13 protein-coding genes are annotated in these 13,752 nt (G+C 68.6%); 5 read left to right on the top strand and 8 right to left on the bottom strand.

Annotated elements, in window-relative coordinates; translation table 11 throughout:
- Positions 1-15: 15 nt before the first annotated feature.
- The 4 genes from ACFXJL_RS21105 to ACFXJL_RS21120 form a co-directional block, all read right to left on the bottom strand.
- The gene (locus tag ACFXJL_RS21105; protein ID WP_384694573.1) at positions 16-1,500 is read right to left on the bottom strand and encodes an NDP-hexose 2,3-dehydratase family protein; all 1,485 of its coding nucleotides are present in this window, start codon (positions 1,498-1,500) and stop codon (positions 16-18) included.
- Positions 1,497-2,114, bottom strand: coding sequence for a dTDP-4-dehydrorhamnose 3,5-epimerase (locus tag ACFXJL_RS21110; protein WP_358881624.1), 618 nt, complete (start codon positions 2,112-2,114; stop codon positions 1,497-1,499). Before ACFXJL_RS21110 ends, ACFXJL_RS21105 begins: the two co-directional genes overlap by 4 nt.
- Positions 2,111-3,430, bottom strand: coding sequence for an activator-dependent family glycosyltransferase (locus tag ACFXJL_RS21115; protein ID WP_384694577.1), 1,320 nt, complete (start codon positions 3,428-3,430; stop codon positions 2,111-2,113). Before ACFXJL_RS21115 ends, ACFXJL_RS21110 begins: the two co-directional genes overlap by 4 nt.
- A gap of 81 nt (positions 3,431-3,511) precedes the next feature.
- Positions 3,512-5,341 (bottom strand): ABC transporter ATP-binding protein, encoded by a 1,830-nt coding sequence (locus ACFXJL_RS21120; RefSeq protein WP_384694580.1) that lies wholly within the window; start codon positions 5,339-5,341, stop codon positions 3,512-3,514.
- 224 nt (positions 5,342-5,565) lie between these two features.
- Between ACFXJL_RS21120 and ACFXJL_RS21125 the strand changes: the two genes are divergently transcribed.
- The 3 genes from ACFXJL_RS21125 (at position 5,566) to ACFXJL_RS21135 (ending at position 8,575) form a co-directional block, all read left to right on the top strand.
- Positions 5,566-6,192, top strand: a complete 627-nt coding sequence (locus ACFXJL_RS21125; protein WP_384694583.1) for a TetR/AcrR family transcriptional regulator — start codon at positions 5,566-5,568, stop codon at positions 6,190-6,192.
- A gap of 25 nt (positions 6,193-6,217) precedes the next feature.
- Positions 6,218-7,162 (top strand): SDR family oxidoreductase, encoded by a 945-nt coding sequence (locus tag ACFXJL_RS21130; protein ID WP_384694586.1) that lies wholly within the window; start codon positions 6,218-6,220, stop codon positions 7,160-7,162.
- 99 nt (positions 7,163-7,261) lie between these two features.
- On the top strand, positions 7,262-8,575 hold the full coding sequence (locus ACFXJL_RS21135; RefSeq protein ID WP_384694589.1) for an activator-dependent family glycosyltransferase: 1,314 nt from the start codon (positions 7,262-7,264) through the stop codon (positions 8,573-8,575).
- On the opposite strand, the gene ACFXJL_RS21140 is transcribed toward ACFXJL_RS21135, so the two are convergent.
- Together ACFXJL_RS21140 and ACFXJL_RS21145 are read right to left on the bottom strand one after the other, a co-directional pair.
- Positions 8,568-9,335, bottom strand: a complete 768-nt coding sequence (locus ACFXJL_RS21140) for an SDR family oxidoreductase (RefSeq protein WP_358881618.1) — start codon at positions 9,333-9,335, stop codon at positions 8,568-8,570. The two genes, ACFXJL_RS21135 and ACFXJL_RS21140, sit on opposite strands and share 8 nt — an antisense overlap.
- 139 nt (positions 9,336-9,474) lie before the next feature.
- Positions 9,475-9,795 (bottom strand): antibiotic biosynthesis monooxygenase family protein, encoded by a 321-nt coding sequence (locus ACFXJL_RS21145; RefSeq protein ID WP_358881617.1) that lies wholly within the window; start codon positions 9,793-9,795, stop codon positions 9,475-9,477.
- Positions 9,796-9,964: 169 nt separating this feature from the next.
- On the opposite strand from ACFXJL_RS21145, the gene ACFXJL_RS21150 reads away from it, so the two are divergent.
- Both ACFXJL_RS21150 and rfbB read left to right on the top strand, forming a co-directional pair.
- Positions 9,965-10,399 (top strand): ester cyclase, encoded by a 435-nt coding sequence (locus ACFXJL_RS21150; RefSeq protein ID WP_093751100.1) that lies wholly within the window; start codon positions 9,965-9,967, stop codon positions 10,397-10,399.
- Between the two features lie 76 nt (positions 10,400-10,475).
- The gene (gene rfbB / locus ACFXJL_RS21155) at positions 10,476-11,507 is read left to right on the top strand and encodes a dTDP-glucose 4,6-dehydratase (protein ID WP_384694594.1); all 1,032 of its coding nucleotides are present in this window, start codon (positions 10,476-10,478) and stop codon (positions 11,505-11,507) included.
- A gap of 98 nt (positions 11,508-11,605) precedes the next feature.
- Here rfbB and rfbA read toward each other — a convergent pair whose 3' ends face one another.
- Positions 11,606-12,496, bottom strand: coding sequence for a glucose-1-phosphate thymidylyltransferase RfbA (gene rfbA / locus ACFXJL_RS21160; RefSeq protein ID WP_384694596.1), 891 nt, complete (start codon positions 12,494-12,496; stop codon positions 11,606-11,608).
- Between the two features lie 130 nt (positions 12,497-12,626).
- Positions 12,627-13,736: a DegT/DnrJ/EryC1/StrS family aminotransferase gene (locus ACFXJL_RS21165; protein ID WP_358879806.1), complete on the bottom strand. Its 1,110-nt coding sequence runs from the start codon at positions 13,734-13,736 to the stop codon at positions 12,627-12,629.
- Positions 13,737-13,752: the final 16 nt, after the last annotated feature.

A 13,752-nucleotide genomic window follows, 5' to 3' on the forward strand; every position in this document is an offset into this window, starting at 1 on the left:
TTAAGCCGGATCGCTCTAGCTTCCCTCGACTCCCGCTGTGCTCCCCGAGCGCTCCAGCAGACCGTGCAGACATGCCACCAGACTGCGCGCCTGGATGTTGAGGTAGTGGCTGTGCCGCAACAGTTCGGTGAGCTGGTGGACGGCGGTCCAGCGATAGTCGGGGTGCTCGATTTTGGTCGGAGCCACCTCCACGATGAGATACCGGTTGAGGGCGTGGTAGAAGCGTCCGCCCTCCTCCGACAGGACCGTGTCGTACCGGATCTGCTCGGGAGCGGCCGACAGGACGGTGTCCAGGAACTCCGGGCGGGCCGTGGCGGGCAGGGCCGCCAGACTGTCGGGGATGCACTGGACGGTCGGGGCGAGTTCGACGACGTCCAGGAATCCGGGCTCCACCCTGGCGTGCATCAGGGCGTGCAGCACACCGTCGAACTCGGCGACGAGCAGGGCGATCACACCCCGGCCGTGCTGGCGGATCATGGGCTGGGACCAGTGCGCCACCTCACGGCCCCCCGCGGTCACGTCCACGCCGATGACCGAGAAGAACTCACCGCTCTCATGGGAGATCCGCTCGGGTGTGCGCTGCCAGCCGGACAGCCGGTCAAGTGGCAGGAGTCGGGCGCTCACCTCGGTCCGGGTGCGCATCTCCGTCATCCAGTGGAGCAGTTCGCCGGTGGGGTGCCGGCTGCCGGATGCCGTCGCGCAGGAGCGGACCAGTGCGCCCCGAAAACCGCTGCCGTCCGATCGTAGGACCGTGTCGAGTCCGGGGCCCGTCAGGGGCAGACAGGAGAGCACGGAACGCAGATCCATGTTCACGGTGTCCTCGACGGCCAGCAGTTCCTGGATCTCTCCGATGGTGAGCCAGATGAAGCCGTCCAGGAGCTGGACTTCCCCGACCGCCTCCACCACCATGTTGCGGTTGCGCTTGCGGTAGAACCAGGATCCCTGTTCGGACTGGCGCACATCGGCTATCTGCCGGTGGCGCCATGGCTCGCGGAAGAACTCCAGATACGGGACGGGCTTGCCCTGGTGAACCCGGAGGTAGTTGCTCCGGGTCGCCTGGACCGTCGGTGCGAGTTGTAGCCCGTTGCGATTGCCCGGCTCGACCTTGGCCTGCACGAGGGCACGCAGCACCCCGTCGAACTCCTTGACCAGCAGCCCCAGCACACCGATCTCCGGCTGGTGGATCACCGGTTGCGTCCAGTGCTGCACCGGCCCCTGGGGCCGGCTGGTCGAGAGCCCCTCCACACTGAAGAACCCACCGCTGTGGTGGTGGAGGTTGCCCGTGTCGGGGTCCTGCCGCCAGCCCTCCAGCTCCGCCAGCGGCGCCGGTCGCACCCGTGTGTAGGCGCGTGCACCGAACTCCTCGAACCACTGGCGGAATCCGGTGAGCGGCCCGCCGTCCGCGCCGCGTTCTCGTACCGACTCACCGAGCCGCAGGGCGATGTCTCCGAGGTCGCCGCCCACCGCTGTCGCCGGACCGGTGGCGGTGAGCGCCGTCATGCCGACCTCAGTGCCCGGTCGAGCTTCAAACAGGTCTGGTAGTCGGGCAGCAGTCCCGCCGCCCGTGCCTCCGCCAAGGTGGGGGCGACCTGATCGCGCTCCGAGAGGATCGGGGCGACGTCCGTGGGAAGCGGCAGCCCGAGGGTCGGGTCGAGGACCGACAGGGCGGCTTCGTTCTCCTGCACGTACTCGCCGGAGAGCATGTACGACACCACCGTGTCGTCCTCCAGGGCGATGAAGCCGTGGGCCATTCCGACCGGGAGGTACACGGACCGGAAGTCCTCCTGGTCGAGCAGTGCGGAGTCCCACTGGCCGAACGTCGGGGAACCCACCCTGATGTCGAGCACGATGTCGAGTGTCCTGCCCCGGGCGCAGTAGACGTACTTGGCCATGCCCGGCGGGGTGACGGTGTAGTGCAGCCCGCGCACCACACCACGGCGTGAGCGGCTGTGGTTGGTCTGGGCGACCGGGAACAGCTTGTGCCCGGTGGCCGCCACGAAGGCGGCCTCCTGGTAGGGCGACACGAAGATGCCGCGGTCATCGCCGAAGACCCGGGCCTGGAACTCGAATCCCCCCTCGACGCTGAGGGCGCGCGACTGCATGGTGATCGTCATGATTCGCTCCGATGAGGCTGTGAACGGTGTTCGTCAGTCAGGCGTTCGAGGGTGGGAACGATGTCTCGCGGCACCGGCATGGCGAGCATCTCCCTGCGTACCTTGGCCGCGGCTCGGGCGAACGACGGGTCATCCAGTACCCGGGCGATCAGCGCGCGCAGCGAGTCGGCGGTCTGCGGGACGTCGTCGGGTACGGCGAGGCCGCTGCCGCTGGACTCGATGTAGCTCCGTTTGGCGGCGCCGTCCCACAGGGCCGCCGGGAAGATGATCTGCGGTACGCCGTGCAGCTGAGCGGTCTGCAAGGTGCCGGCGCCGCCGTGGTGGACGATCGCCGCACAGGTCGGCAGCAGTGCGTCCAGCGGGACGTGGTCCACCACCCGGACGTTGTCGGGAACCCGTGCGGTGGGCGGGAGTTGCGCGGCGCTCAGGGTGGCGATCACCTCGATGTCCAGATCGGCGACCGCTTCCAACAACTCGGCGATCGGCGCGTGGTCGGCGCCCAACACCTCCCGACCGGCCTGACCGAGCGTCACGCAGACGCGTGGCCGTTTCACCGGCTCGTACAGCCAGGAAGGGATGGAGGAGGCCCCGCCGTACGGCACATAGCGAACGGGAACGTGGCTGCCGCCGACCGGCCCCCGCATCGAACCCGGGATGGGGTCGATGGTCCACTGCCCCGTCACCGCCTCCTCGGAGTACGGGACGGAGTAGCGCTCAAGGGTCCGGCCGAGCCAGCGCTCCAGAGGATCGTCGCGCTCGCCGGCCGGTCGGTCGGCGAGGGACTTCCGGAAGGCCGCATGGCTGCGCCCGATGAGGTCGAGGCTGAACAGCAGTCGTGCGTGTGCCGCCCCCGTGGCCATCGCGGCCACCGGTCCCGCGAAGGTCTGACAGTCCCAGATGACCAGGTCGGGGCGCCAGGAGCGGGCGAACTCCACCAGGTCATCGATCATGGAAGGTGGTGACAGACTCGGATAGACGTAGCTCGTCAGTGCCTCGAACGCATCATGGAGGTAGTCATGGGTCAGTCGCTCCGGATGCGTCCCGGACAGATCCGTGAGGTTGACGAAGTCGAGGTCCTCCTCGGCGAGCGGGACGTCTTCGACGTCCCGCTCCCGGGTCATGCCGTTCATCTGCTCGTCCAGGCGTAACTCCGCGCCGACGGCGACACCGGTGAGGCCCGTGTGACTGATGTACTCCACGAGATCCGGCTGGCTGGCGACGCAGACGTCATGCCCCGCCGACCGCAGCGCCCACGCCAGCGGGATCTGGATGTGTAGATGTGACGTCGCTGCGAAGGTCGTGAACAGGACCCGCATCAAGACTCTCCTCTTCTTTCGCCCCGAAGCGTGGGTCACCTGCCTCGCAGTCCGCTCAACGACCGCTGGACGGCCGCCCGGTCAGGAAACGCCCACACCGTCCTCCTGGAGTTGCCGGTGCTGCTGACTGACGGTTGCGATCCTCAGCGCGGCCACGAGATCCCGGTAGAGGTCGTCGGATGCGAGCAGTTCGTCATGGGTGCCGGAGGCCCGGCAGAGGCCGTTCTCCATAACCATGATCTGGTCGGCCTCCACGACCGTGGAGAGCCGGTGCGCGATGGTGACCACCGCTCCGCGCTCGGCCACCCTGACGATGGCGTCGTGGATCGCCGACTCGGTGAGGCCGTCCAGTTGTGCGGTCGCCTCGTCCAGCAGCAGGATCTCCGGCTCGCCCACCAGGGCCCGCGCCAGGGCAATGCGCTGTCGCTCACCGCCTGAGATCTCACTGTCGGACAGGGTGGTGTCCAGGCCCTCTTCCAGTTCCCGCACCCGCTCGTCCAGTCGCACCGCACGCAGCACCGACCAGAGGTCCTCCTCCGCGGCCTCCTGGTGGTTGTAGAGCAGGTTCTCCCGCAGGGTGCCGGGAACCAGGGGGGTGTCCTGTTCGACGTAGACGATCCGCTTGCGCACCTCGTCGAGGTCGTAGTGGTCCAGGGGGACACCGTCGAGGCGGACCGATCCCTCGGTGGGGTGCAGGAACCGCAGCATCAGCGAGAACATCGTGGTCTTCCCCGCGCCGGACGGGCCGACCACCGCGGTGTGGCCGCGCCGTGCGATATCGAGGGAGACCCCGTTCAACGCGGTGCCCGCGTCCGGTCCGTACCGGGCGACGACGTCGTGGAAGGAGAGCACGGGGGAGGCCGGAGCGCGCTCCGCCGGTGCGACGGATTCGTCCGCTGCGGGGACGAGGGCGGGCCGCCGCTCCTCCGGCAGGTCCTGGATCTCCTTGATGCGAGCGGCAGCCACCAGGCCGGACTGGAGCAGCGAGACGGTCTGGGTCAACTGGGTCACCGGCTCCACGATCCAGAAGGCGTACAGCAGGAACGCCACCAGACCGGAGACCGGAAGCATGTCCTGGCTGACCCGCCAGGCCCCGACCGAGAGGATCATCAGGATCGCACCCTCGAAGCCGACGCCCGCGAGCGTCCAGGTCAGCGATTCGATGCGGACCGCCCGGACGCGCTGGCGCGCCGACTCGCGGGCCTCGGCGAGTATCCGCTCGCTCTCCCGGCCCTCCCCGCGGCTCGCCTTGACGGTACGGATCGCCCGCAGCGCGCCTTCCAGTACTCCGCCGAGCCGTCCGATCGCGGCCTGCGCCTGCTCCTGGGCCCGCGCCAGTGGCGGCATCAGCAGCCCGATGGAGATGGCCATGACCACCAGCGTGCCCAGCATCACGAGCAGCAGTACCCAGTCGAGCAGGGCCATCAGGACCAGCGCGCCGACGATGGTGATGACCGCGCCGAAGAACTCCAGGGCGGTGGAGGCCGCAGCTTCGCGCAACAGCACCGTGTCCGAGGTGACGCGGGTGATCAGCTCGCCGGGCGAGCGTCGGTTGAGGACTCCCAGCGGTGCGTGCAGCAGCCTCTTGACCATGGAGGTGCGGGCGTCGAGCACGATCTGCTCGGCCAGTTTGCCGAGCAGGACCGCCTGGAACAGGCCCACCACGGCGCCCACTACCAGCAGCCCCACGAGCAGCCAGATCGCGCCGGCGATCGGCTTCGACTCGGCGAGCCCGTCCAGGATCCACTTGGTCGCCATCGGCGTGGTGAGCATCGCGGCCGTGGTGAGCGTGGTGAGGACGAAGGCGACGAGCAGGGTCCATCGGTGGGGGTGGACGAACGACCAGAGCACCCGGAGGTTGGCCCAGCGCAGCGGCGGCGCCTCGGTCTCGGAGACATCCGGTTCGGTCACGGGAGGGGCCTTTCGTATGGAGACATAGAGATCTGCTGGGATTTATGGAGGTTTATAAAGATTTACGGAGATGGAGATTCGCGGAGATGGGTGCGGTGTCGTGGGGAGCGATGGGGAGCCATGGGGAGCGGCAACGGAGAAGGCCACCATCAAAATGGGACACTGAAGTCCCAAGTTAGCATGTGATCAATCCGCTATGGGAGTTGTCTGCTAGCTTTAGGTACGTGAGTGACATCGCCGGGGAGTCCGGAACGCGGAACCGTACGCGCCGCGCCATCTTGGGTGCCGCTGCCGAAGTGCTTGCCCGGGACAGGACCGCCACGCTGGCCGACATCGCCAAGGCGGCCCAGGTCGGGCGCAGCACGCTGCACCGCTACTTTCCCGACCGTGACGACCTGATCCACGCCGCAGTGGCCGACTCGTATCTGGTGATCCAGCAGTCCATCCAGGACGCGGCGGTCGACCAGGGGACGGCCTTGGAGGCGATGCGCCGTCTCATCGCGGCGATCGTGGACACGGGAGGCCGGATGCTCTTCCTCTACGGCGACTCGCGCGTCCTGGAGGACTTCGCGGCGCACGACGGCGGGGACGGCGAGGACGGTGGGGCCGAGGCGGCTGAGGGGGAGCCCGACACCGCTCCGGACTCGGTCTCCTCGATGGTGGTCGACCTGATCCGGCGCGGTCAGTCTGAGGGTGTGTTCGATCCCACCCTCGACGTCGACTGGGTCCAGGACGTGATCTGGGCCCTGGTCTACACGGGCTGTGAGGCCGCGAGCCGAGGCACCCTGCCGCGCCACGGTGTCACCACCGCGGTGGTCCGCATGTTGGAGAACGGAATCCGCGAACAGTGAGCCAATCGAGAGGAAGCACGACGTTATGGCAATACTGGTGGCCGGTGCGACAGGAAACGTCGGTCGGCATGTGGTCGGACGGCTGATCGAGGCCGGGCAGGACGTCCGCGCGCTGACCCGCCGTCCGGGGGCCGCCGCACTACCCCCGGGGGTCCAGGTCTTCGAGGGAGACCTCACCCGCCCCGAGACCCTGCCACCCGCCCTCGAAGGGGTGCGCACCATGCTGCTCTTCCCGGTCGGGGAAGCCGTGGACGAGGTGGTCGCGCTGGCGGTGAAGGCCGGGGTGCGCCGGATCGTGGTCCTCTCCTCCGCGGCCGTCACCGCGGGCTACGACACCGAGTACCACTACCCGGTCGAGCAGGCCGTCGAGCGGTCCGGGCTGGAGTGGACCCATGTGCGGCCCGGTGAGTTCGCGGTCAACTCCCTCTATCTCTGGGGCCCTTCCGTCAAGGCGGAGCGCCGTGTGGTGGACATCGACCTCGACACCCCCGGCACTCCCATCCACGAGGCGGACATCGCGGAAGTGGCCGCAGCCGCATTGATGGACGACCGGCACGCCGGCAAGGCGTACGACCTCGCCGGCCCCGAGGCACTCACCCACCGCGACCAGATCGCCGCCATCGCCGCCGCCATCGGTGCCCCGCTGCGCGTGGACGAGGTCGAGCCCGAGGAGGCCAGGGAGTTCTACCGGGCCCAGGGCGGTTGGGCCGCGGAGAACGCGGACTTCCTGTTCGGCTTCGAGGACTACTCGGGTGCGACGACGGACCCCGGCGAGACGGCTTCCGGCGCGAACCAGCAGCCCGGCGAGCAGCCCGACGAGCAGTCGGACGAGCAGCTGGGGGACGGCGCGGGGGAGGAGCAGACATGGGAGGAGCCGGACATCTCCTGGCTCACCTGCGCCGACATCACCGGCGTGCCTGCCCGCACCTACGCCGAGTGGGCCCGCGACCACGTGGACGACTTCCGCTGATCCTCGGGGCGGCGGCGGGGTGTCCAGCGCGATGCGAGTGGCTTGCATCCCCGCCCTCCTACCGTGAGCGCACGAGCTTCATCGGCTAAGGAGTTGGGGATGCGGGTCCTGTTCACGGCGTTCGCCACCAGGTCACACATGTACGCCTTCGTACCGCTCGCCTGGGCGCTGCGGGCGGCCGGGCACGATGTCCTGGTGGCGAGCCAGCCCGATCTGGTCGATGACATCCAGGCCACCGGACTGACCGCCGTGGGCGTCGGTGAGCCGCTCAATCTGGCCGAGGACATGATCTTCGAGGATCTCGCCCCCGGGCCCGATGACCCCCATGGCGTCGATATGAACACCTGGCCCGAGCTGCTGGACATCGGGGAGACCTCGCTGGAGCGGATCACCGACGACTACGCACAGGGGGTCTTCGCCGCCTACGGACCCTTGATCTTCCACTCCCTCTCCTCCGTGATGATGGACGAGATGGTCGACTTCGCCCGGTGGTGGAAGCCCGACCTGATCATCTGGGACACGATGACCTATGCGGGGCCGGTCGCCGCCAAGGCATCGGGGGCCGCCCATGCGCGGCTCCTGTTCGGGCTCGACCTGGTGGGCTGGATGCGTCAACACCATCTCGCCGCACTGGGCAGGCGGCATCCCGCCCTGCGGGACGATCCGATGGCCGAGTGGTTGAGCTGGACCCTCGGCGACTACGACCGCGAGTTCACCGAGGACACGGTGCTGGGGCAGTGGACGATCGACCCGGTCCCCACCTCCATGGCGCTGCCGACCGCCACCACCCGGGTCCCGGTCCGCTACGTCCCCTACAACGGGCCGTCCACCATCCCCGGCTGGATCCACGAGAAGCCGAGCCGGCCGAGGGTCTGCGTCACCATGGGCGTCTCCCAGCAGGAGGTGTTCGGCAAGGACCGCGCGTCCCTCCAGGAGATCATCACGGCGACCGCCGAACTCGACATCGAGGTCGTCGCCACCTTGAACGCGCGCCAACTCGCCGCCCTCGGCGAACTGCCGCCGAATGTGCGGGCGGTGGACTTCGTCCCGCTGGACGCCCTGCTGCCCACCTGCGCCGCCATCATCCACCACGGAGGCTCCGGCTCCTTCAAGACCGCGCTCGCCCACGGTGTACCGCAGATCATCGTCCCGGCCATGCTCTGGGACACCGTCCGCAAGGCGGACCTCCTGACGGAGGCCGGGGCCGGACTGCGGATCGAGGACCCCGACCAGTTCACCGCCGCCGAACTGCGCGAGCTCCTCAGCCGGATCCTCAACGACCCCTCCTACGCCCGACAGGCCGCCCGGTTCCGTCAGGAGATCCGGGCGACTCCGGCGCCCGCCGACATCATTCCCACCCTGGAGGGGCTCACCGCCCACCACCGCACGGGTGTGGTGACCCGGGCTAGGTGAGCGAGAGCCCACCGTCCACGGGGATGACCGTGCCGTTCGCGTAGTGCGCCTCGGGGCGCGTCAGTTCGGTGATCCACCAGGCGATCTCTTCGGGAGTGCCGACGCGTCCGGCCGGTGACTGGGCCGCCATCTGCGCCAGGAAACCGTCGTACTGTTCGGCCGACATCCCCATCCGTAGTCCGATGCCGCTGTTCACGACGCCCGGTGCGATGCCGACGACCCGGATGCCGCGGGGTGCCAACTCCACCGCCCAGGTCCTGGTCAGGAAGTCCAGAGCGGCCTTGCTCGCGCCGAACGCGCCGGCACCCGGCCAGGCCCGCAGCCCCAGTGCCCCGGATGAGCCAACGTTGACCACCGTGCCGCCGCTGGCCGCGAGTGCGTCCAGGGCGGCCCGCGTCAGCGCGATCGGGCCCAGCAGATTGGTGGCGATCTGTGCCTCGTCGTCCTCCCGGGTCTGATCACTGAGGGTGCCGTACCGGGACGCGGCGGCATTGTTGATCAGCACGTCGATCCGGCCGAACTCGCGCAGTGCCTCCCCCACCACCACCTCGCCGACGTCCGGCCGGGTCAGGTCGGCGATCACCGTCTTGATGGTGTCGTGGTCCTTGGCCGTCTCGGCCAGGGCTGCCTGGGTCCGCCCGGCGATCAGCACCCGGGCTCCCTGCGCGGCGAAGGCACGGGCGGTCACCCGGCCGATTCCGGTCCCGCCCCCGGTGATGACGACCACGGGTGTCTGGTTCTCTTCTACGGTTTTCGACATGGGCACAGCGTGGGGAGCCCTGCTCGAACCGCAGTCGACTCCGCCTCGCTCCGGGCCCGAGGCGACGGCCCGAGGCGACGGCCCGGGGCTAGGACCCAGGGTGAGGTCCCGGAGCGGGCGCCATTCTCCTGATGGGGCGTCAGTTCGCTGCGCGGACCGTGGTGCGCGGCAGATACAGATGCGGCTCGCTGGTGCTGAGCGCGCGCAGTGCCGCCGCGTGCGGCTGGAACTCGGGCTGGGCGACCGCTCGCCGCAGCGACTGTGCATCGTCCCATCGGGCGATGTTCACATAGCGGCTGCCGTCGGTGGTGTGGCGCATCAACGTGTGCTCCACAAAGCCGGGTTGCCGGGCCATGAACTCCGCGGTCCGCGAGAACGCCTCCTCGAACTCCTCCGGAGTGGCGGAGAGCGTGAACGTGTTGATGAAGGTGACTCCAGCGTCGGGCGCTTGGGCGGTCATGTCCGAAATCCTCTCGCAGACGTCGATGCGTTGCGCGCCAGCATGCGCCAGCGATCTCGTCGCGCACTCAACGGCCGCGCGGCGGAATCGAGCCGAAGTCGACGGGACGGCGATCGGCGGATGCCACGTTTCCCCTGCCTGTCAACGACCGGAACAGGGAGTGCCGCGCATGAGCGAACAGATCGAAGCCGTACGCAGGGTGATCAACGCCTTCAACACCGGGGATGCCTCGGACGCCGCCGAGTACCTCCATGAGGACTATCTCAATCCGGCCACCCAGGAGCATGGCATCCCCCCGGGCCCTGGCGGGTTCCAGATGATCGTCAAGTGGGTGAAGATGACCTTCTCCGAAGAGGCGCACCTCGAAGAGGTCAAGATCGAGGAGAACGGCGAGTGGGTCCGCGCCTACCTCGTTCTCTACGGTCGCCACGTCGGCAACCTGGTCGGCTTCGCCCCCACCGGCCGACGGTTCGCCGGTGAGCAGGTCCACCTCTTCCGCTTCGTGGACGGCAAGATCCGTGACCACAGGGACTGGCCCGAGTTCCAGGGCACCCTGCGCCAGCTCGGCGAGCCCTGGCCCGAAGGCGGCGGTTGGCGCCCCTAGCCGATGCGCGGTCCGGCCCCGCCCCCTCCAGCGGGATCCGGCTCGTTCACCAACGAGCCCTCCTAGCGTGGAGCACATGGGCACCCTCATGATCACCGGCGGGGCCGGATTCATCGGATCACACTTCGTCAGGCACTGGTGCGACACCCACCCCGGGGACCGTGTCGTCGTCGTGGACGCGCTGACCTACGCGGGCAACCTCCGCAATCTCGACGATGTGCGGGATCGCATCGTCTTCGAGGAGGCGAGCATCACCGACAGTACGGCGATGGAGCGTGTGCTGCGGACCCACCAGGTCGACGTCGTCGTCAACTTTGCGGCCGAGTCGCACAACTCCTATGCGCTCTTGGAACCGGGCCAGTTCTTCCTGACCAATGTGCTCGGGACGCAGACCCTCCTTGAGGCCGCGCGCCGCGTGGGGGTGGGCCGCTTCCACCACGTCTCCACCTGCGAGGTGTACGGGGACCTGGATCTGGATGCGACGGAGTTGTTCACCGAGTCCTCCCCCTACCGGCCCCGCACCCCCTACAACGCCAGCAAGGCCGGAGCGGACCACGCCGTCCGGGCCTACCACGAGACCTTCGGTCTGCCGATCACCATCTCCAACTGCGCCAACAACTACGGTTCGCACCAGTTCCCGGAGAAGGTCATTCCCGCCTTCACCACGTCCGCGCTGAACGGCAAGCCCCTCCAGCTGTACGCCCAGACGGAGAACCGTCGGGAGTGGATCCACGTCCTCGACCACTGTCGGGCCATCGAAGCAGTACTGGAGCGGGGCCAGGTGGGGCGCACTTATCACGTGGGCACCGGACAGGAAGCGTCCATCGCCCAGATCGCCGATCTGGTCCTCGACGAGCTCGGACTGCCCGCCTCCATGAAGACCATCGTCCCCGACCGGCCCGGTCATGACCGTCGGTACGTCCTGGACTGGACCACCCTGCGGGACGAACTCGGCTGGCTTCCGCGCACCGACTTCACCGAAGGGCTCCGGGAGACCGTCCGCTGGTACGCCGAGAACCGGGCCTGGTGGGAGCCGTTGCTCGACCGGATGCCGGTCAACGAGGGGCAGTGGTCGACCGGAACACCAGTCGGGTCCGGGACGCGCTGAGACCTCAGGTCCGACCACCCGCCCCGTCGAGCGGGGCACACGGAACAGCGTTGGGGGCGAGCCGCGAACGGCTCGCCCCCAACGCCGCGTCCACGGCCTCAACCCTGGACGGCGGTGCCCTTGAACTCCTCGGCGATCGCCATCACGTACTGGCCGTACTCCGACGCCGCCAACTCGACCCCCAACGCGGCGCAGGCTCCGGCGTCGATGAACCCCATGCGCAGCGCCACCTCCTCGACACAGGCGATCCGTATCCCCTGCCGCTTCTCCAGGGTGCTGACGTACTGCGTGGCCTGCTGGAGCGACTCGGGGGTACCGGTGTCCAGCCACGCGGAACCGCGGCCGAGGTCCACCAGCTTCGCCTGACCGCGCCGCAGATAGACGCGGTTGACATCGGTGATCTCCAACTCGCCACGCGGCGATGGGCCGATGTTCTTGGCGATGTTGACCACGTCGTTGTCGTAGAAGTAGAGGCCGGTGATGGCCCGGTTGGAGCGGGGGCGAGCCGGCTTCTCCTCCAGCGAGATCAGCCGCCCCTGCTCATCGGCCTCGCCGACGCCGTACCGCTGGGGGTCGTGGACCGGATAGCCGAAGAGCACACAGCCCTCGACGTCCCGGGCGTTCTCCGCGAGCACGTCGGAGAACCGGTGGCCGTGGAAGATGTTGTCGCCCAGCACCAGTGCGGCGGAGCCGTCGCCGATGTGGTCGGCGCCGATGATGAACGCCTCCGCGAGCCCGCCGGGACGGGCCTGCTCGGCATAGCTGAGCTGTAGGCCGAGCCGTGAACCGTCGCCGAGCAATCTGCGGAACTGCGGCAGATCGGTGGGTGTGGCGATGATCAGGATCTCCCGTACATCGGCGAGCATCAGCACGGAGAGCGGGTAGTAGATCATCGGCTTGTCGCCGACCGGGATGAGCTGCTTCGACACCGCAAGGGTGATCGGATACAGCCGGCTGCCGGTGCCGCCGGCCAGAATGATTCCCTTCATGGGATTCCCCGTCCTCACCGTCCGGGAACCGGACGGCTCCTCGATGTGCGCGAAGCTCCGGGCCGGACGTGTAGGTCCTCGATGAGCCGCGCCGGCCCGCCCCGGGGGACGGATGCCCGACGCGGCCCCCTCACAGCGTGGCCAGTACGTCGCGCAGTGCGCCGATGACCTTGTCCTGGACCCCGCTGGGCAGCGAGGGGTACATCGGCAGTGAGAAGATCTCCCCGGCCGCCTTCTCGGTGACCGGCAGCGATCCCTCCCGCCAACCCAGGTGCGCGAAACCGCTCATGGTGTGGACGGGCCAGGGATAGCTGATGTTCAACGAGATGTCGTACGCCTTGAGCGCCTCGATGATGGCGTCGCGCCGGGGGTGGCGCACCACGTAGACGTAGTAGACGTGGTCATTGCCCGGCGCGATCGCCGGAAGCACCAGATCCGTGTCCCCCAGCCCCTCGGCGTACCGCTGTGCGATCGCCCGTCGGCCCTGGGCATAGGCGTCCAGACGTCGCAGCTTGCGGCGCAGGATCTCCGCGTGCAGCTCGTCCAGACGGCTGTTGTGGCCGGGTGTCTGGACGACGTAGTAGCGCTCCTCCATGCCGTAGTAGCGCAAGCGGCGCAGATTGGCGTCGATCGCGGCGTCGGAGGTGATGGTGGCCCCGGCATCCCCGTACGCGCCCAGCACCTTGGTGGGGTAGAAGGAGAACGCAGCAGCGTCCCCCATGGTCCCGGCCAACTGGCCGTGGTGGCGCGCGGCGTGGGCCTGGGCGCAGTCCTCGAAGAGCACCAGACCGTGTCGATCGGCCAGTTCCCGCAACGGCGCCATGTCGACGCACTGCCCGTACAGGTGCACCGGCAGCAGACAGCGGGTGCGGGGGGTGATGGCCGCCTCGACCTGGTCGACACGCATCAGATAGGTGGCTTCGTCCACGTCCACGAAGACCGGGACGGCACCCACCGAGACGATCGCCACGACGGTCGGGGCCGCGGTGTTCGACACCGTGATCACCTCGTCGCCCGGGCCGATGCCCGCCGCCTGGAGCCCCAGCTTGATCGCGTTGGTGCCGTTGTCGACGCCGACGCAGTGCGCGGCGCCGTGGAAGGCGGCGAACTCCTCCTCGAAGCCGCGCACGCTGCGGCCGAGCACCAACTGCCCGGAACGCAGGACGGTGTCGATGGCGTCATGGATGTCGGCGCGCTCGTTCTCGTACTCGGGCAGGTAGTCCCACACGTACGTGGTCATCGGATGGCCTCTCTGA

Source organism: Streptomyces sp. NPDC059256, assembly GCF_042753785.1.
Taxonomy (GTDB): Bacteria; Actinomycetota; Actinomycetes; order Streptomycetales; family Streptomycetaceae; genus Streptomyces.